The organism is Streptomyces sp. NPDC012508, from assembly GCF_042902595.1.
Taxonomy (GTDB): Bacteria; Actinomycetota; Actinomycetes; order Streptomycetales; family Streptomycetaceae; genus Streptomyces.
The window spans coordinates 214,994-232,987 of record NZ_JBIBEO010000010.1 but is presented as its reverse complement, the minus strand read 5'-3'; the positions used below and the strand labels follow the sequence as shown (position 1 = coordinate 232,987).

Genomic DNA, 17,994 nt, shown 5'->3' with positions numbered 1-17,994 from the left:
TTCTAGGACGTCGCGGGGCGGGACAGCGCCCGTGAGGCGTGGGCGCGGACGTCGGCGTCGGGGTCGGTGGTGGCCGTGGCGAGGGCGGCGCGGGCCTCGGGGTCGGCCCGGTGGGGGTGGAGCGAGAGGACGGCGGCCTTGCGGACGTCCGCGTTCGGGTCGGCCAGGGCCTTCGCGAGCGCGGGTACGGCCTGCCCCGCAGCCGCCGCGCGGAGAGCGGTCGCGGCTCCGGCCCGTACCTGCCAGGCAGGGGCGGCGAGCGCGGTGACGGCCGACTCCGTGTACGCGGGCGGGTAGCCGGTGACGGCAAGGGCGGCGAAAGCGGCGCCCTTGACCAGGGGGTCCGGGTCGTCCAGCAGGGGGAGCAGCGGAGCCGGGTCCGGTGTACGGACGGCTGCCAGGCCTCGTGCCACGGCCACCCGGACCTCGCGGGCGGCGTCGGAGGCGGCCACCGCGAGCTCCGCGACGGCGTCCACCGCGACCAGGCCACGGACGGCGTGGATCCGGACGTCGATGTCGGGGTCGGTGAGCGCACCGGTGTACACCGAGGCGTCACCGAGGCGCTGCGCGCGCAGGACTTCGAGGGCGGCGGAGCGGACGACCGGGTCCGTCTCGGCGAGCGCTTCCTGCAAGGCATCCCTCAACTCGGCTTCGGCGGGCAGTACTTCGACCAGTTCGCGCAGGGCGGCCGCGGCGGCGTGCCGGACCTGGGGCGCGGTGTCCCGCAGCCGTACGGCGAGCGCGGGCCCCGCCCCGGCCGGCACGGTCTCCCCGAGGGCGGCGACGGCGGCCGACCGGACGGCCGGGTCGGCATCGGTGAGGTAGGGGCCGAGGGCGGCCAGATCGGGGGACTCCTCGGCGAGGGCGAGCAGCCGCAGCAGCGCCGGGCTCGGCCCGCCCGGAGCGATCGCCGATTCCATCGCTGATCCCGCCGCCGTTTCTGCCGGCACCGCCTGAGCCGCGCTTCCGGCGGACGCCCTCCCGGCTGCCGCCGGGGCGGCGTCCCGCCGGCCCGCCGTGGCCGTCGGCACCAGCGTCACCTCCCCGAGCCACCGTTCCGGCCCGGCCTCCGGCGCGAACTCCGGGACGGGCACCACGTACGGCTCGATCGGCCGGGCCGTGAACTCCATCGCCCCGGAGGGCGACTTGCGCAGGTCGATGTGGTGCAGCCAGCCCGCGTCGTCGCGCTCCGGGTGGTCGAGCCGCTCGTGGTAGAGGCCCCAGCGGGACTCGGTCCTCGCCAGCGACGCCCGTGCCGCCATCTCCGCGCAGTCCCGGATGAAGGACACCTCGGCGCACCGCATCAACTCGTGTGCGGTGCGCGCGCCCAGGCCCTCGATCTCCCTCGACATCCGGTCGAACGCCTCCACCGCGAGGGACAGCTTCGCCCCGGTCTTCGGCGGTGCCACGTAGTCGTTCACGAACCGCCGCAGCTTGTACTCCACCTGCGGCTGCGGCGGCCCGTCGGGGTGGCGCAGCGGGCGGTAGACGAGCTCATGGGCGGCGGCGAGCTGGTCCTGCGGCAACTCCCCTTCGTACGACCGGTACTGGGCCGCGTCCTCGCCCGCCAGGTCACCGAAGACGAAGGCCCCGATCATGTAGTTGTGCGGTACGCAGGCGAGGTCTCCGGCCGCGTACAGCCGGGGCACGGTCGTGCGGGCATGCGCGTCGACCCGTACCCCCGACGCGGAGTGCCCGCCGCACAGCCCGATCTCCGAGATGTGCATCTCGATGTCATGGGTGCGGTAGTCGTGCCCCCGCCCCTCGTGGAACGTGCCACGGGTGGGGCGCTCGGTCGTGTGCAGGATCGATTCGACGGCGCTGATGGTCTCCTCGGGCAGATGGCTGAGCTTCAGGTACACCGGGGCCCGGTCCGAGGCGAGTTCGGCCGCGAACTCGGCCATCATCTGCCCCGACCAGTAGTCCGACTCCACGAACCGCTCGCCGTGCCGGTTCACCTGGTACCCGCCGAACGGATTCGCCACGTACGCGCAGGCGGGACCGTTGTAGTCCTTGATCAGCGGGTTGACCTGGAAGCACTCGATGCCGGTCAGGGCCGCGCCCGCGTGGTACGCCATGGCATAGCCGTCGCCGGCGTTGGTGGGGTTCTCGTACGTCCCGTACAGATAGCCGGAGGCGGGCAGTCCGAGCCGGCCGCACGCGCCCGTGGCCAGGATCACCGCGCCCGCGCGCACGACGACGAACTCGCCCGTACGGGTATGGAATCCGGCCGCGCCGATGGCCCGCCCGTCCTCCGGGTGTGTGAGTACCCGCACCGGCATGACCCGGTTCTCGATCCGGATCCGCTCCCGCATCTCCCGTCGCCGCAACTGCCGGTAGAGGACCTTCTTGACGTCCTTCCCCTCCGGCATCGGCAGCACGTACGAGCCGGAGCGGTGCACCTGGCGGACCGCGTACTCACCGTGCTCGTCCTTCTCGAACTTCACCCCGTACGACTCCAGCCGCTGGACCATCGCGAAGCCGCGGGTCGCGGTCTGCCGGACGGTGGACTGGTCGACGATGCCGTCGTTGGCGCGGGTGATCTCGGCGACGTAGTCGTCGGGTTCGGCCCGGCCCGGGACGACGGCGTTGTTGACCCCGTCCATGCCCATGGCGAGGGCGCCGGAGTGCCGGACGTGCGCCTTCTCCAGGAGAATCACGTCGGCGCCCCGCCCGGCGGCCGTCAGAGCGGCCATGGTGCCGGCGGTTCCGCCGCCGATGACGAGGACGTCGCAGGTCAGCTCGGTCGCGTCGGCGAGGTCGGGGATGGCCAGAGGGGTGTCCACGGGAAGCCTTTCGGGAGCCTTCGGGCGGGAACGGAGGGATGCCGGGATACAGGGATGCCGGGATACAGGGACGCCCGGCTACGGGGACGCCCGGCTACGGGGACGCCCGGCTACGGGGACGCCGGGATCAGGGAGTGGCCGCGATCAGAGCGATGCGAGCACACGGCGGCGCAGTTCGGCGGTGGCGGGTGACTGCCGGGCGTCCCGTCGGCGCGGCTGCGGTACGTCGAGCAGCCGGCCGGAGGGCAGCAGGGCGACGCGATCGCCCAGGTGGAGGGCCTCGTCCACGTCGTGCGTGACGAACACGACGGTGGCGCCCGTGCCGCGCAGGATCTCCACGAGGAGGTCCTGCATGCCCGCGCGGGTGTGGGCGTCGAGCGCGCCGAAGGGCTCGTCCATCAGGACCGCGCGGGGGCTGCCGACCAGGGCGCGGGCCAGCTGCACGCGCTGCCGTTGACCTCCCGACAGCTGGTGCGGAAGCTTGCCGGCGTGGTCGGCGAGGCCGACCCGGTCCAGCCAGTCGGCGGCGGACCTGCGTCGCTCGGCGCGCGGCACCCGGCGGATCGCCAGGGGCAGTTCCACGTTGGCGCGGACGGTACGCCAGGGCAGCAGCGCGTCGTCCTGGAAGACCAGCGCCCGGTCGGCCGCCGGCCCCTCGATCGGCTCGCCGTCGTGGGTCACCCGGCCCTCCAGCGGCGGGAGCAGACCGGCGAGGGTGCGCAGCAGGGTCGACTTGCCGCAGCCGGACGGGCCGACCACGGTCAGCAGTTCGCCGGGCGCGATCCGCAGTTCGGCGGCGGCGAAGACCGTCGTACCGTCCGCGTGACCGAGCCGTACGTCGTGCAGGGCGAGCTCAGCGCCGGCCCGCGCGGGTGCGACGCTCGGGGGCGCGCTGGTCATGAGACCGACTCCTTCTCGACGACGGGTGTGGACACGGGTGCCGGAGCGACGGCCGTACGGGAGACGGGGCGACGGCGGTACACCGCGCGCGCCGCACCGCCCGCGGGTCGCGCGGCGGGCCGGGGCAGCCAGGAGGTGACGCGGCGGCCCAGGAGCTCCACGGCCGTGGAGGTGAGCCAGCCCAGGGCGCCGATGGTGGCCATGCCGACGAACACGCCCGGGTAGTCGACGACCGTGTAGTCCTGCCAGGTGCGGTAACCGACCCCGTACTCGCCGGAGATCATCTCCGCGGAGATCACACAGATCCACGCGACGCCGATGCCCACCGAGAGGCCGCCGAAGATCCCCGGCAGCGCCCCGGGCAGGACCACCGAGAACAGCACGCGCGCCCGGCTGCCGCCCATGGTGAGCACGGCCTCCTCCCAGACCGGGGTGAGGGCGCGCACCGCGTGCCGGGTCGACACGAGGACCGGGAAGAAGCCCGCGGTGAAGGTGATGAACACGATCCCCTGCTCGTTGCTGGGCAGCAGCAGGATCGCGACCGGGACCAGAGCGATGGCCGGAACGGGCCTGGCCACCTCCAGGACCGGGCCCAGGAGATCGGCGGCCCACCGGGAGCGGGCGACGACGGTGCCGACCGTCACGCCCGCCACCGCGGCCAGCAGGAAGCCCACCATGATCCGGCGCAGGCTGTGCCCGAGGTCCTGCCAGTACGCCTCGGTGCCGATCCGGTCGGCGGCGGCGGAGGCCACCTCCCCGACCGTGGGGAACTGCTCGAACCGCAGCCACAGATTGACGTCGAGGGAGGTCAGCAGCTGCCACAGGCCGAGGGCCGCGCCGAGCGAGCCCGCCCGCAGCAGCCAGCGTCCCGCGCTCATGACGCCAGACCGACGGCGGTCGCGTGGTCGACGACCCGCGATCCGGGGTGCGCGTCGGTGTACGCCTTCGCGCCGGACGGGGTGACGAAGGCGTGCAGGTCGGCGCCGTCGACGACCCACACCGCCTTGTCGGCGAACCACAGGGTGCCGGTCACCGCGTCCGGGACGTACGCGGCCCGCACGCCGTTGGCGGACGTGGCCGCCTTCAGGAGCTCCTTCGGGCTGTCGAACGTACGGGTGGTGCTCTGCCCCTTCAGCCACAGCTCGGGCTTCGAGGCGGTCGCCTTCGGGTACGACGGGGCCTGCGCGGCCCGCTCCAGCGGGGCCCGGTCGACGAACGCGTCCACATCGACGTCGCCCACCAGCTTGGCCGCCTTCAGCAGCGGCACGTCCTTCTTCAGCGCGTCGATCAACTCCGGGCGGAGCGCGGGGTCGAAGGTGGCGATGCCGTTCGCGCCGTTGTAGAGGTAGACGACCTCGGCGGGCAGCCCGGTCTCCTTCGCCACCGACTCGGCCGCGGCGACCGGCTGTTGCCGCAGATGGTCGGTGGCCCGCCGCTGTGCCGTGAGGAAGTCGTCGAGGATTCCCGCCCGTTCCTTGGCGAACTTCTCCCGGACGGTGACCCCGTGGAAGGTCGGCAGGTTCAGCTCGGCGCCGTCGTACAGCGCCGTGGCGCGGCCCTGGTAGGCCAGCAGCCCGGGCCAGGCGACGAACTGGGACAGGGCGTCGGCGCTCCCGGCGGCGAGCGCGGACGCGCCGACGCTGGGCTGCTGGTTCAGCTTCCGGATGCCCTTGTCCGGGTCGACGCCCGCGCGCTGGAGGGCCCGGACCAGCGTCCCGTCGGCGGCCGAGCCGACGCTCGTCGACACCTTCTTGCCGCGCAGGTCGGCGAGCGACCGCACGGGTGAACCGGGAGCGGTGACCACGGTGTTGAGGCCGCCGCGCAGGTTGTAGCCGGTGACCGAGACCAGCCGCGTCGGCTGCCGCAGCTGCTTGCCGCGGGCCGCGTTGATGAGCAGGGGGAAGTCGCCCATCGAGCCGATGTCGATCTTCCCTGCGGTCATCTGGGCGGTGATCGGGGCGCCGGTCGCGTAGTCCTGCCACGCGACCTTGTAGGTGACGCCGTCCTTCTTCCCACGCGCCGCGAGCTCCTCCTCGAAGTAGCCGAGCGAGCGCAGCAGAGTACCGGCGGTGACGGTGTTGATGGTCTTGGACTGGTAGCCGACGGTCACCGTGACGGTGCGCGCGCCGGCCGTGTCGTCGTCGGCGCCCGCCGCTCCGCCGCACGCGGAGACGAGGAGCGTCGCGAGGGAGAGGGAGAGGAGCCGGACGGGGGAACGGGGCAGGGAAACGGCTGTGCCGGGCATGGGAGTCGGGCCTTTCACCGGAGCAGATAGGGCATGTTGACGGTGACCGCGCCGGTGGGGCATCGGGCCGCGCAGGGGCCGCAGTACCAGCACTCGTCCACGTGCATGTACGCCTTGCCGTTGTCCTCGCGGATCGCGAGCGAGTCGAGCGGACACATGTCGACGCAGAGCGTGCAGCCGTCGATGCACTTGGACTCGTCGATGGTCACGGGCACGTCGGCGCGTTGCGGCACCAGAGGCATGGCTGTCTCCCGGAGGGTGGGGAAAGGCGTCGGCGGTGAGGGTGTTCAGACGGAGCGGTGCAGGACGCCGCTCATGGTGATGCGGTCGCCGCGGAACCGGATGAACTCCAGGTCCACGGGCCGCCCGTCGGGCAGACAGGTCAGCCGCTCCAGCATCAGTACGGCGGCTCGCCGGGGAGCCTGGAGCACCGCGGCGGAGTGGGCGTCGGCGTTGACGGCTTCGAGGGTGATCTCGGCATGGCCCAGCGGACCGCCGGTCAGTGATTCGAGGAGCCGGAACACGTCGGTGTTCTCCAGGTCGCAGCCGAGGAGTTCACCGCCGATGTCCATGGGCAGGTAGGACAGATCCAGCGAGAGCGGCAGCCCGTTGAGCCGGCGCAGCCGCTCGATGCAGAGGACGTCCGTGTGCTCGGGCAGACCCAGCCGGTGCGCCACGGGGCCGGACGCGGCGACCGGCCCGACGGTACGCACCTCGTTGGTGACCCGGCCGTGCTCGTGCAGCGTCTCCGCCAGGCCCTGGAGCCGGTCCAGGCCGTGCGGGTACTTCTCGCAGACCACGACCGTGCCCACACCCGGCTGCCGGTCGACGAGTTGCTCGCCGCGCAGCAGGTCCAGGGCCTGGCGGACGGTGTTGCGGCTGGCCCGGTAGTCGGTGGCGATGGTGTCCTCCAGAGGGAGGACACCACCGGGGAAGCCGCCCGCCAGGATCTGGTGGCGCAGCAGGTCGGCGAGCTCCCGGGCCCGGTCCGCGCGGAGTCGCCGGCGGCGCGCGGCGGCGACCGGGAGGGAGGCGGGGGCGGGTTCGGCTGGCATGTCCGGGAACGTACCGGGGGAATCGACCGGATGGTGTTGCGGCCACATTGCGCCACCTGACGGACCGAAGACACCGCCGTGACCTGCGGTTTTTTCAGTGGGGTGAGAAGATCCGCCACCCTGTCGCCCACCAGATGGACGCTTCCTGCCCAGAATGCGAGCAGATTGCCCCTCGCGCCCGCGGCGGCGACCGTCCACTGCGGCGGCGGCCCGGCGCGGCGGCCCGTCTCCCGCGGCGGCGCTCGGGGCGGCGGCCTTCTCCCGCGCCGCGCCCTTCTCCCGTCGTGCGGCCGGAATGCCCGACGGCTCACCGGTGGTTGCCCGGAGCATGACTATCGGAGTGACGCTGAGCTCGACCTCTCACCAACTCTCCATCGACAGCACGGTCCACCTCGCCAGGGAGGCCCACGCGGCGGGCCTGCGCTCGGCCTGGTTCGGGCAGACCTTCGCGTACGACTCTCCCCTCCTGGCCGCGATCGTCGGGCGCGAGGTGCCCGGGCTTCAGGTGGGGACCTCCGCGATCCCGGTCTTCGGCCGCCATCCGCTCGTCGTCTCCAGCCAGGCCCAGACCGCCCAGGCCGCGACCGGCGGCCGCTACCACCTCGGGCTCGCCCTCGGCACCCGGCACCTCACGGAGGAGGGGTTCGGCATACCGTACGAGCGGCCCATCGCCCTCCTCCGGGAGTTCCTCACAGCCCTGCGCCCTCTCCTGGAGACGGGCGCGGCCGACTTCCACGGAGAGCTGCTGACCGCGACCACCCCGCTCCCGGCGGCGGTGCCCGGCGCCGCGCCGCCGGTGCCGCTCCTGGTCGCCGCCATGGGGCCGCAGGCACTGCGCGTCAGCGGGGAACTCGCCGACGGTGTGCTGCCGTTCCTCGCAGGACCCCGCGCCCTCGCGGAGCACATCGTCCCTGCGGTCAACGCCGCCGCCGAGGCGGCGGGCAGGCCGGCACCTCGGATCGTGGCCCTCGTCCCGGGAGTGGTCACGGCCGACGTCGAGGCCGTACGGGAGACCGCGGCCGAGACCCTGTCGCTGTACGAGCGGATCCCCTCCTACCAGCGGGTCATCGGTCTGTCCGGTGGTGAGCGGGCCGCCGACGTGGCGGTGATCGGAGACGAGGAAGCCGTCGCCGCGGAGGTGCGGCGCTACCGCGAGGCGGGGGCCACGGAGGTCGTGTTCACGGCGACGGACCTGGGCGGTGAGGCCGACCGGCTCCGCACCTGGAAGCTGCTCGGGGAGCTCGCCGGGACACGATGACGCGGCCACACGCGGGAACAGTGCCTGACCAGGGTTTTCCCGAGCCGTATGCCGGGAATCTGCCCCTTTGCCCATCGTCCCGCCCGCGCGGCGGCCGGGGCGTACCCGAGGTTCTGTCTGGAGGTCGCGATGCTGCTCAGCCACCACATCGACGCAGGGACGCTGTACGTCACGCTGCATGAGGACCTCGACGTCACGAACCGGGCCGCCGCGGCCCTTCTGCTCCAGGCTCTCGTCGACTCCCACCGGCCGGCGGGAGTCGTCCTGGAGCTGCCCGCGGGGCCGCCGACCGCCGCGACGCTCAGCGCGGTCGCGCGCGCGAAGAGGATGTGCGACAGCCTCTCCGTCCCGCTGACGCTGGTCGGAGGGACGGCGGCCCAAGGACGCGCCGAGCGCACGGCGGCATCCCGCGAACCCCTCGCGTCCGGCGCGGTGAGCGAGGGGTGAGGCGGGGGATGAGCGAGGGGTGACCGGGGCGGCCCGCCGGGCACCGCACGGCGGGCCGCTGCGGGGCCGGCACCCACCTGTGGATCGAAGGTCCGCGCGCCACGGCCCAGCTCGGTCAGTCCGGAGACGCGTCGACGAGGATCACGTCCAGCCGTCGTGGGCCGTGGACCCCCTCGACGCGGTCGAGTTCGATGTCGCTCGTCGCCGACGGGCCCGAGATCCAGGTCAGGGAGCGCGTGGGATCGAGGCGTCCGAGCGCCTGCGGTACCGAGGCGACGATCTGCGCGGGGGTGCGCACGATACAGATGTGATGGTCGGGTACGAGGGTGATGCGGCGGCCGCCCTGGTCCGGGCCGGCGTCGAGGACGACGGTACCGGTCTCCGCGATCGCGACAGCGCACCCCGTCACGACACTGTCGACCTCGTCCAGGTCGTACGGGGTGAGTGCGGCCCGGTCGTCCACGACGGCCACGTCCGTACGGCTCAGGAGCGCGCGGGGCAGACCCGCCGGCGCGAGGACCCGGCGCGCGCCGCGCTCGGCCAGCAGGCGTCCGATCAGCTCCGGGAGCGCGTCGGGGCGGCAGCGGTGGACGACCGCCCGGTACTCCGCCAGGTTCTCGGCGAGCAGGGTCACGGTCTCCTCGGTGTCCCGGTCCCCGTGCTCACGCAGGTAGTTCCGGGGGACGGCCCCGTCGTAGGGCGTGTCGTCCGCCGGTACGTCGGTCAGGGCCTTGCGGATCCGGCGCAGGATCAGCTCTCTGCCGCTCACTCGGATCCCTCCTTCCGTTCGTGCTCACGCTTCCACCAGCCGCGGAAGGACTCCGCCGGGACCTCGGGCAGATCACGGCTGTCCGTCCACGCTCGCCCCGGACCTGGCAGGCGGGAGGGATGGAGGCCGCGGGTGAGGGAGGCCAGGCGCTGGCCGGCCGCGTAGACGCCGGGACGGCCGAACGCCCATGCGGCCGCCCCCATGGCGGCTTTCTCCAGGCGGTGGCCCTCGCCCTCGGCGACCTTCTCGCGGAGGTGGACGAGGACTTCGGGGATGTCGATGGCGACCGGGCACACGTCGTAACAGGCCCCGCAGAGGGAGGAGGCGTACGGCAGCGAGGCGTCGATCGCGCTCTCGGTGCCCCGGAGCTGAGGGCTCAGGATCGCGCCGATGGGGCCCGGGTAGACCGAGCCGTAGGCATGGCCGCCGGCCCGCTCGTAGACGGGGCAGACGTTCAGACAGGCCGAGCAGCGGATGCAGCGCAGAGCCTGGCGGCCGACCTCGTCCGCGAGGGTGTCGGTGCGGCCGTTGTCGAGCAGGACGAGATGGAAGGTCCGCGGCCCGTCACCGTCCGTCGTGCCGGTCCACATGGAGGTGTACGGGTTCATGCGCTCGGCGGTCGAGGAGCGGGGGAGGGTCTGGAGGAAGACCTCCAGGTCCCGCCAGGCCGGCACGACCTTCTCGATGCCGACGACCGAGATCAGGGTCTCCGGCAGCGTCAGGCACATCCGGCCGTTGCCCTCGGACTCGACCACCACCAGCGTGCCGGTCTCGGCGATCATGAAGTTGGCCCCCGAGATCCCGACCTTGGCGCGCAGGAACTTCTCGCGGAGGTGGAGCCGGGCGGCCTCGGCCAGCTCGGTGGGGTTGTCGCTCAGGTTCTCGGGCGCCGGCCGGCCCCAACGGCCCATCTCGGAGCGGAAGATGTCACGGATCTCGCCACGGTTGCGGTGGATGGCGGGTACGAGAAGGTGCGAGGGGCGGTCGTGCCCGAGCTGCACGATCAGTTCGGCGAGGTCGGTCTCGTAGGCGGCGATGCCCTCGGCCTCCAACGCCTCGTTGAGTCCGATCTCCTGCGTGGCCATCGACTTGACCTTGACGACCTCGCTCTCGCCCGTCGCCTTCACCAGGCCGGTGACGATCCGGTTCGCCTCGGCGGCGTCCGCGGCCCAGTGGACGGTGCCCCCGGCCCGTACCACCGACTCCTCCAACTGGAGCAGGTAGTGGTCGAGATGGCGGAGCGTGTGGTCCTTGATCCGCTTGCCGGCCTCGCGCAGCTCGGCCCAGTCGTCCAGCTCCGCCACCGCCTTGGCGCGCTTGTCGCGGATCGTGTGGGTGGCGTGCCGAAGGTTCGCCCGCAGGGTGGTGTTCCGCACCGCGTCGCGCGCGGCCTCCGGGAAGGCCGGCATGCCCAGGAACGTACCGCTCATGCCGCCGGCTCCTCTTCCGTGCTAGCCAGGATCTCGGCGATGTGGACGGGCCTGACGCCGACCTTGAGCCGGCTCATCGTGCCGCCGAGGTGCATCAGGCACGAGTTGTCCGCCGCGCACAGGACGTCGGCTCCGGTCGACACGGCGCTGCGGACCTTGTCGGCGCCCATCGCGGCCGAGACGTCGGGGTTCTTCACGGCGAAGGTGCCACCGAAGCCGCAGCACTCCTCCGCGCCCGGCAGCTCCACCAGCTCCAGCCCCTTCACCGCCGACAGCAGACGGTACGGCCGGTCCGCGAGACGGAGGCCGCGCAGACCGTGACAGGTGGGGTGGTAGGTGACCTTGTGCGGGTAGGACGCGCCGACGTCCGTCACGCCGAGGACGTCGACCAGGAACTCGGTCAGCTCGTACGTCTTCGGCACGACCGGCGCGACGGCCAGGGCGAGCCCGTCACCACGGCCCTCGGCCCGCGCCCGCTCGCCCATGCGCGGATAGAGCTCGCGGACCATCGCGCCGCACGAACCGGAGGGGGTGACGACCGCGTCGTAACCGCCGAAGACCGCGGCGAACCGCCGCGCGAGCGGCTCGGCCTGCCGCCGGTATCCGGTGTTGTACTGCGGCTGCCCGCAACAGGTCTGCCCCATCGGGAAGTCGACGTCGACACCCAGCCGGGTGAGCAGCCGCACGACGGCCCGGCCGGTGTCCGGGTACAGCGTGTCGTTGACACAGGTCAGGAACAGAGCAACACGCATCGCGGCTCCCTCACGTCACGTCGATGATCCCTTCCCCCGGAAGGTAGCCCGCGTCCGGCCCCGCCCGCGACCGCCCACGGACGGTAAACGCGTCGACAGCGGCCCTCGGCGCGCGGGAGAGTGGTTGCCGTGACGAGCAGTGAGCTGTGGACCCGCGCGACCGCCGAACGCTACGACGCCGAGGAGGCCGAGATGTCCTCCGCCGCAGTCCTCGGACCGGTACTCGCCTTCCTCGCCGACCTCGCCGGAGACGGCCGGGCACTGGAGTTCGCCATCGGTACCGGACGCGTCGGCGTGCCGCTCCGGGAGCGCGGCGTGCCGGTGGTGGGCATCGAGCTGTCCGCGCACATGGCGGCGGTGCTGCGGCGCAAGGCCGACGAGGACACGCTCCCGGTGACTGTCGGGGACATGGCCACCACCGTCGTCCCGGGCGGGTTCACCCTGGTCTATCTCGTGTACAACACCATCACGAACCTGCTCACCCAGGACGAGCAGGTCGAGTGCTTCCGCAACGCCGCACGGCATCTCGAGCCGGGCGGCCGATTCGTCATCGAGCTGGGGGTGCCACCGCTGCGGTTCCTGCCGCCCGGCCAGGTCGCGGTGCCGTTCGCCCTCTCCGAGCAGCACCTCGGCTTCGACACCTTCGACCTCGTCGAGCAGATTCTCGTCTCGCACCACTTCACCCGCGACAGCGCCGACGGACGCTACCGCCGTGGCAGCTCCCGGCACCGGTACGCCTGGCCGGCAGAGCTCGACCTGATGGCACGGATCGCCGGGCTCGAACTCGAACGCCGCGTCGCGGACTGGGACGGGGCGCCGTTCACCCAGAACTCCACGAAGCACATCTCCGTCTGGCGCAAGCCGGTCTGACGCCGGCCGATGGGGCGTCGCCCGTGATACCGGTTGCTCGCCCAACTGCTCGCCGTGGCCCCCCGCGAGGGGGGCGCTGAACCTCGTCGGTCCCTCTAGGAGTTGGGCGTGTCGTGAGGCGGGCCTCCTCTCCCCGGGTTCCAGCCACGGCGGGGGACGGAGTCCAGCAGGAGACGGGTGTAGGGGTGCGCCGGTGCGTGCAGGAGTCTCTGCGTGGGGGCCTTCTCCACCACGCGGCCCGCCCTGAGGACCATCACCTCGTCCGTGATGTGCCGGACCACGGCCAGGTCGTGGGTGACGAAGAGGAAGCCGACGCCCGTCTCGCGTCTGATCCTGCTCAGGAGTTCGAGCACCTGCGCCTGGATCGAGACGTCCAGGGCCGCCACCGCCTCGTCCAGGACGAGGAACCGCGGCTCGGCGGCCAGTGCGCGGGCGATCGCGACGCGCTGGCGCTGGCCGCCCGAGAGCTTGCCCGGCAGGGCCGCCGCCTCCCGTTCGCCGAGGCCCACCTGGTCGAGGAGTTCGGCGGCACGGACCCGCCGCGCCGCAGCCTCCAGCGGGACATGGAGACGCAGCACCTCCTCGACGCACCGGCCCACCGGAACGCGCGGGTCGAGGGAGAGGTACGGATCCTGGAACACCATCTGGATCTCGCGGGCGCGCGCCAGGCGCTCGGCGCGGCCGCGGGCCGGTGCCGAGCGGTCCCGGCCCCCGACCCGGACCGTTCCGCCGTCGGGCCGCTCGAGTCCGACCAGCATCCGCACGGTCGTCGTCTTGCCGCTGCCCGACTCGCCGACGATGCCGAGCGAGGCGCCCGGCGCGAGGGTGAACGACACGTCGTCCACGGCCATGTGGCCCCCGTACCGCTTGCGCAGCCCGTCGACCACGAGCTCGTGGGGCAGGTGCTTCTCGGTTCTGGTCACCATGTGATCCCTTCGTCGGCGCGGTGGCAGGCGGCCAGACCGTCGCCGTGGCGCGCCGGCACGGGTGTCTCCTCGACACACCGCGCCTGCGCGTGGACGCAGCGCGCCGCGAAGGCGCACCCCGGCGGCGCCTCGGCGAGCGAGAGGGGCCGGCCGGGGATGGGCCGTGGAGCGGAGGCGCCGGCCCCGATACGGGGGGTACAGGCAAGCAGCCCCGCCGTGTACGGGTGCCGCGGCCGGTCGAACAGCGTGCCGGTGTCCGCCGTCTCGGCGATCCGGCCCGCGTACATCACGTACACGCGGTCGCAGATCGCCGACGCCAGCTCCAGATCGTGGGTGACGAAGAGGAGGCCGGTGCCGCGTTCGGCCTGGAGCCGGGTGAGGATCGCGATGATCTCGGCCTGCGTCGTGACGTCGAGCGCCGTGGTCGGCTCGTCGGCGACCAGCAGCTCCGGCTCGCCCGCCAGCGCCGCCGCGATCACCACCCGCTGGAGCATGCCGCCCGAGAACTGATGCGGATAGCGGCGCAGCGCACCCCGCGGATCGCGGATGCCCACGGCGTCGAGGAGTTCCTCGGCCCGTGCGAGGGCCGTCGCCGCGGGGGTACCGGCGGCGCGCAGCCCCTCGGTGACGAAGTCGCCGATCCGGCGCAGCGGGTTCACCGAGGCGCGGGGATCCTGGTAGATCATGGCGACCTGCCGGGCGCGCAGCCGTGCCAGCTCCGCGCGGTCCATGGTCAGGACGTCGCGGCCTCCCACCCGTACCGCACCGGTGGTCCGCGCCTTCGCCGGCAGCAGGCCGAGCACGCTGCGGCACGCGACCGACTTGCCCGAACCGGACTCGCCGACCAGGCCGACGGTCTCGCCCGGCGCGACCCGGAGCGTGACGCCGTCGAGGAGGGGCCGGGCCGCCTGCCCGCCCGGCAGCCGGACCGCGAGCCCGTCGATCTCCAGCACGGGAGACCGTCCCGTGTCGGAGGGGCCGATCCGGCCCGCGTTGTCGATGGTGTTCATGGGGTTCATCGCTCCCGCTTCGCGATCCGGTCGGCGAGGCCCTCGCCGACGATGCCGAACGCCACCACGGCCAGGACGACACAGACCGACGGCGCGAGCGCGGGCAGCATCGCCCCCTGCTGGAGGGCCGCCTGGCCTTCGTTGATCATGGCGCCCCAGTCGGCCGTGGGCGGCTGCACGCCGAACCCGAGGAACGACAGCGCGGCGAGGTCCATCAGGGCGTACCCGAAGTTCATCGCGGACTGCGCGAACACCGTCGGGGCGATGTTGGGCAGAAGATGCCGCAGACAGATCGTCCAGCCCGACCACCCCTGCACGCGGTACGACTCGATGTACGGGCGGGCCTTCTCCTGGCGGGCGATGCCCCGCACGAGCCGCCCCACGTACGGCGTGTACGCCACCGCCATGGCGATCACCGGCGCGGTCATGCCCGAGCCGAGGACGGACACGAGCAGGATCGCGAACAGCAGTCCGGGAATCGCGAACGCCAGGTCCATCGACCGGGACAGCACCACGTCCGCCCAGCCGCCGCGCCAGGCGGCGACCAGGCCCAGCAGAGTGCCCAGGAGCGTCGAGACGCCGACCACGAGCAGTGGTCCGAGCAGCCCCGTCCGCGCGCCGTGGAGCAGCCGCGAGAGGATGTCCCGGCCCGACTGGTCGGTGCCGAGGAGATGGTCGCCGCCCGTGCCCACCAGGCTCGCCGACAGATCGAGCGCCTCGGGGTCGTACGGCGCGAGTACGGGCGCGAGCACGGCGACCAGGACGAGTCCGGCCAGCACGACGACGGCGGCCGTGAAGAGCGGCCCCTGCCCGAGGACGCGCAGGGCGCGCAGTCCCGGGCGACGGCGCAGTGCGCCGGACGCGGGGGAGAGGGTGGTGGTCATCGGGACGCCTCCCCGTGGACGGACAGCCGGGGGTCGACCAGCGGAACGAGCAGGTCGACGACGAGATTGACGACGACGAACGCCGTCACGCTCAGCAGGGTGATCGCCTGGACGACGGCGAAGTCCTTGGCCGTCACCGACTGCACGAGCAGCGAACCGATGCCGGACACGTTGAACGCGGTCTCGACGATCGACGTGCTGATCAGCAGACCGGCGAGCATCGTGCCGCCGACGGTCACGATCGGGCCCAGGGCGTTGCGGAGCACATGACGGCGGACCACGGAGCCGGCCGCGACCCCACGGGCCCGCGCCACCTCGACGTGCTCGCGCCCCATCTCGTCGAGCATCGCCGACCGGGTGACCCGGGCGAGCATCCCGGCGAAGGTGATCGCCAGCGCGAACGCCGGCAGCGTCAGGTGGTACACCCGGTCGGTGAAGCCCTCCGGAGTGCCACCGGGCCCGGGGAACCAGCCCAGTTGGACGGAGAAGAGCGAGACGAGCGCGATGGCGCTGACGAACGAGGGGGTCGCCGTCGCCACACCGGTACCGAGCAGCACCGTCCGGTCCACCGCCCCGGGCCGCAGGGCCGCCAGGACGCCGGCGGTCACCCCGAGGACGGCGACGAGCAGCGCCGCGTACCCCACGAGCAGGGCCGTGCCCGGCAGGCGCGAGCCGATGAGCGAACCGACGTCCTGGTGGAACTGCGCGGAGCGGCCGAAGTCGCCGTGCAGGACCCCGCCCAGCCACTTCGCGTACTGGACCGGAAGCGGATCGTCCAGGTGGTACTGGGCGCGCAGCGCCGCGATCGCCTCAGGCGTCGCGGGACGGCCGTGGAGCAGGAAGGACACCGGGTCGCCGGGGGCGAGATGCACCGCGGCGAAGACCACGACCGACGTGACGAGCAGGACCGTCACGAGGCCGAGGAGCCGGCCCGCCAGATAGCGCGTCATGACTGTGCGGCCCCGATCGTCGCGGCCCACGGGTAGTACAGCTGCGCGATTCCGGTGGGCGCGCCGGTGACCCTGCTGCCCAGGAAGACCGAGTAGGGGGCTTCGTACAGCGGGATGACGGGGAGTTCGCGTACCGCGATCTTCTGGAGTTCGGCCGTCAGATCCGCCCTGCGGGCCGGGTCGGGCTCCGCGTTCGCCCGGTCGAAGGCGGCGTCGTACGCGGCGTTCGACCACCTGCCGTAGTTCCCGACGTGGCCCGTGCGCAGGTACTGGTAGAACTCCAGCGGGTCGGGCGTGTTGTCGTACCCGTTGGTGATGACCAGGTCCAGGCCCTTGCGCGCCTCGGGGTCGACGAAGATGCTGCTGTACGCCTCCGGGGCGACGGCCTTCAGCCGGACGTCGAGCCCGATCTGCCGCCCCGCCGCCTGGACGGCGTTGGCCACGACGCTGATCTCCGGCGCGAGCGAACTCGTCACGAGCGTGATCCTCCGCCCGCTCGCACCGGCCTCCTCGACCAGCTTCTTCGCGGCGGCCACGTCGTACACCGGCTCGGGCAGGGCGTCGAAGTAGGCGTCGGTCTTCTCCGGCACGAGCGCCCACGCGCCGCGTGCGGTGGGCGCCTTCGCCGGGACGCCGACACCGCCGGCCGCCGCCTTGACGATGTTCTTCCGGTCGAGGGCCATGGAGAGGGCCTGCCGGACCTTCAGATCGCCGAGCGGTCCGGTGAAGTCGAGGACGGAGAGGTCGGCGGCCGCCGTGTTGGGGCCGAAGTACAGCTTCCCCTTGGTGGTGGCCCGCAGCTGCGCGAGTGAGGTGGCGGGCACCATGTAGCCGCCGTCGGCGGTGCCGGACAGGAAGGCGTTGGTGCGGGCGGCCGGGTCCTCCACGAACGTGAAGGTGACCGTGTCGTTCTTCGGGGCCAGGGCCGTGTCCCAGTACGCCGGGTACTTCTTCAGCGTGACGCTCTCGCCCTGGGCCCAGTCGTCCAGTGCGTACGGACCGGTGCAGTTGACCTTCCCCTTGGGGCCGCCGTAGTCCTTGCCTGCCTTCGCCAGGAAGGCGGCGCTCTCGACGGTGCCGGGGGAGGCCGCCATCAGCTCGTTGAGCAGGACGTCGGGCTGCGTGAGCCGGATCGTCACCTCCAGGGGACCGCTGCTGCTGATCGAGGCGACGTTCTTGAACGCCGACCCCCAGGGCGACCCGGTCGCCGGGTCCATATGGCGCTTGAGGGAGGCGACCACGTCGTCGGCCGTCATGGTCGTGCCGTCGTGGAACGTCACCCCGGAGCGCAGGGTGTACACCCAGGTCTTCGGATCGGGGTTGGCGTACTTCACGGCCAGCCCGGGCTCGATCTTCAGATCGGGGGTGACCCGCAGCAGCTGCTCGCACACGTTGGCGAGCACGGTGTTGGGCGGGTAGTCGTACGCGAGGGCGTAGTCGAGCGTGTACGGCTCGGCGTACAGCGACCAGGTGAGCGCCCCGATCGTCCCCTTCGCCGCGGGGGAGGTGGGGGTGACGGTGTAGGCGGAGGCGCCGCCGGATCCGGATCCGGTCGCGCCGGAACAGCCGGCGGTGGTGGTCGCGACGGCGGCGGTGCAGAGGAGCAGCGCGGTGGCTCTGGAGATGCGCAAGGAGACCCACCCCTTACGGGTGTAGTGACGGGCGCTGGGGGATGGAACGAGGTGTGGTGCGGGCTGTGGAGCTTGCTGTGG

Annotated in this window: 17 protein-coding genes; 3 read left to right on the top strand and 14 right to left on the bottom strand. The window is 72.7% G+C overall.

Annotation, left to right across the window (positions count from 1 at the left end):
• Nucleotides 1-2: 2 nt before the first annotated feature.
• The 6 genes from ACFY8U_RS31150 to ACFY8U_RS31125 form a co-directional block, all read right to left on the bottom strand.
• Nucleotides 3-2,786, bottom strand: coding sequence for a fumarate reductase/succinate dehydrogenase flavoprotein subunit (locus ACFY8U_RS31150; protein ID WP_389575575.1), 2,784 nt, complete (start codon nucleotides 2,784-2,786; stop codon nucleotides 3-5).
• A gap of 144 nt (nucleotides 2,787-2,930) precedes the next feature.
• The gene (locus tag ACFY8U_RS31145; protein WP_389575574.1) at nucleotides 2,931-3,686 is read right to left on the bottom strand and encodes an ABC transporter ATP-binding protein; all 756 of its coding nucleotides are present in this window, start codon (nucleotides 3,684-3,686) and stop codon (nucleotides 2,931-2,933) included.
• Nucleotides 3,683-4,564, bottom strand: coding sequence for an ABC transporter permease (locus tag ACFY8U_RS31140; protein WP_389575573.1), 882 nt, complete (start codon nucleotides 4,562-4,564; stop codon nucleotides 3,683-3,685). Before ACFY8U_RS31140 ends, ACFY8U_RS31145 begins: the two co-directional genes overlap by 4 nt.
• Nucleotides 4,561-5,931, bottom strand: a complete 1,371-nt coding sequence (locus ACFY8U_RS31135; RefSeq protein WP_389575572.1) for an ABC transporter substrate-binding protein — start codon at nucleotides 5,929-5,931, stop codon at nucleotides 4,561-4,563. Before ACFY8U_RS31135 ends, ACFY8U_RS31140 begins: the two co-directional genes overlap by 4 nt.
• 14 nt (nucleotides 5,932-5,945) lie before the next feature.
• Entirely contained in the window at nucleotides 5,946-6,173 is a 228-nt protein-coding gene (locus ACFY8U_RS31130; protein WP_125741086.1) for a ferredoxin family protein, read from the bottom strand.
• 45 nt (nucleotides 6,174-6,218) lie between these two features.
• Nucleotides 6,219-6,986 carry a GntR family transcriptional regulator gene (locus tag ACFY8U_RS31125; protein WP_389575571.1) on the bottom strand — a complete coding sequence of 256 codons (768 nt, stop codon included), beginning with the start codon at nucleotides 6,984-6,986 and terminating at the stop codon, nucleotides 6,219-6,221.
• Between the two features lie 328 nt (nucleotides 6,987-7,314).
• Here ACFY8U_RS31125 and ACFY8U_RS31120 point away from each other — a divergent pair, with 328 nt between their 5' ends.
• Together ACFY8U_RS31120 and ACFY8U_RS31115 are read left to right on the top strand one after the other, a co-directional pair.
• Nucleotides 7,315-8,244 carry a TIGR03564 family F420-dependent LLM class oxidoreductase gene (locus ACFY8U_RS31120; protein ID WP_389575570.1) on the top strand — a complete coding sequence of 310 codons (930 nt, stop codon included), beginning with the start codon at nucleotides 7,315-7,317 and terminating at the stop codon, nucleotides 8,242-8,244.
• A gap of 129 nt (nucleotides 8,245-8,373) precedes the next feature.
• Nucleotides 8,374-8,691: a hypothetical protein gene (locus ACFY8U_RS31115; RefSeq protein WP_389575569.1), complete on the top strand. Its 318-nt coding sequence runs from the start codon at nucleotides 8,374-8,376 to the stop codon at nucleotides 8,689-8,691.
• A gap of 115 nt (nucleotides 8,692-8,806) precedes the next feature.
• Here ACFY8U_RS31115 and ACFY8U_RS31110 read toward each other — a convergent pair whose 3' ends face one another.
• The 3 genes from ACFY8U_RS31110 to ACFY8U_RS31100 are packed head-to-tail and all read right to left on the bottom strand — an operon-like array spanning nucleotide 8,807 to nucleotide 11,642.
• A complete protein-coding gene (locus ACFY8U_RS31110; RefSeq protein WP_389575568.1) occupies nucleotides 8,807-9,460 on the bottom strand; it encodes a lactate utilization protein C in 654 nt (217 codons plus the stop codon).
• The gene (locus ACFY8U_RS31105; protein ID WP_389575567.1) at nucleotides 9,457-10,890 is read right to left on the bottom strand and encodes a LutB/LldF family L-lactate oxidation iron-sulfur protein; all 1,434 of its coding nucleotides are present in this window, start codon (nucleotides 10,888-10,890) and stop codon (nucleotides 9,457-9,459) included. The genes ACFY8U_RS31110 and ACFY8U_RS31105 overlap by 4 nt, the downstream gene beginning before the upstream one ends.
• Nucleotides 10,887-11,642: a (Fe-S)-binding protein gene (locus tag ACFY8U_RS31100; RefSeq protein WP_389575566.1), complete on the bottom strand. Its 756-nt coding sequence runs from the start codon at nucleotides 11,640-11,642 to the stop codon at nucleotides 10,887-10,889. Before ACFY8U_RS31100 ends, ACFY8U_RS31105 begins: the two co-directional genes overlap by 4 nt.
• Before the next feature lie 129 nt (nucleotides 11,643-11,771).
• Between ACFY8U_RS31100 and ACFY8U_RS31095 the strand changes: the two genes are divergently transcribed.
• The gene (locus ACFY8U_RS31095) at nucleotides 11,772-12,512 is read left to right on the top strand and encodes a class I SAM-dependent DNA methyltransferase (RefSeq protein ID WP_389575565.1); all 741 of its coding nucleotides are present in this window, start codon (nucleotides 11,772-11,774) and stop codon (nucleotides 12,510-12,512) included.
• 95 nt (nucleotides 12,513-12,607) lie between these two features.
• On the opposite strand, the gene ACFY8U_RS31090 is transcribed toward ACFY8U_RS31095, so the two are convergent.
• From ACFY8U_RS31090 to ACFY8U_RS31070, 5 genes are read right to left on the bottom strand one after another with little or no spacing between them, the layout of a single operon-like run.
• On the bottom strand, nucleotides 12,608-13,438 hold the full coding sequence (locus ACFY8U_RS31090; protein WP_389575564.1) for an ABC transporter ATP-binding protein: 831 nt from the start codon (nucleotides 13,436-13,438) through the stop codon (nucleotides 12,608-12,610).
• Nucleotides 13,432-14,448 carry an ABC transporter ATP-binding protein gene (locus ACFY8U_RS31085; RefSeq protein WP_389575563.1) on the bottom strand — a complete coding sequence of 339 codons (1,017 nt, stop codon included), beginning with the start codon at nucleotides 14,446-14,448 and terminating at the stop codon, nucleotides 13,432-13,434. The genes ACFY8U_RS31090 and ACFY8U_RS31085 overlap by 7 nt, the downstream gene beginning before the upstream one ends.
• A gap of 5 nt (nucleotides 14,449-14,453) precedes the next feature.
• Nucleotides 14,454-15,332 (bottom strand): ABC transporter permease, encoded by an 879-nt coding sequence (locus ACFY8U_RS31080; RefSeq protein WP_389575562.1) that lies wholly within the window; start codon nucleotides 15,330-15,332, stop codon nucleotides 14,454-14,456.
• Nucleotides 15,329-16,282 carry an ABC transporter permease gene (locus ACFY8U_RS31075; RefSeq protein ID WP_389575561.1) on the bottom strand — a complete coding sequence of 318 codons (954 nt, stop codon included), beginning with the start codon at nucleotides 16,280-16,282 and terminating at the stop codon, nucleotides 15,329-15,331. Before ACFY8U_RS31075 ends, ACFY8U_RS31080 begins: the two co-directional genes overlap by 4 nt.
• A complete protein-coding gene (locus tag ACFY8U_RS31070) occupies nucleotides 16,279-17,913 on the bottom strand; it encodes an ABC transporter substrate-binding protein (RefSeq protein WP_389575560.1) in 1,635 nt (544 codons plus the stop codon). Before ACFY8U_RS31070 ends, ACFY8U_RS31075 begins: the two co-directional genes overlap by 4 nt.
• Nucleotides 17,914-17,994: the final 81 nt, after the last annotated feature.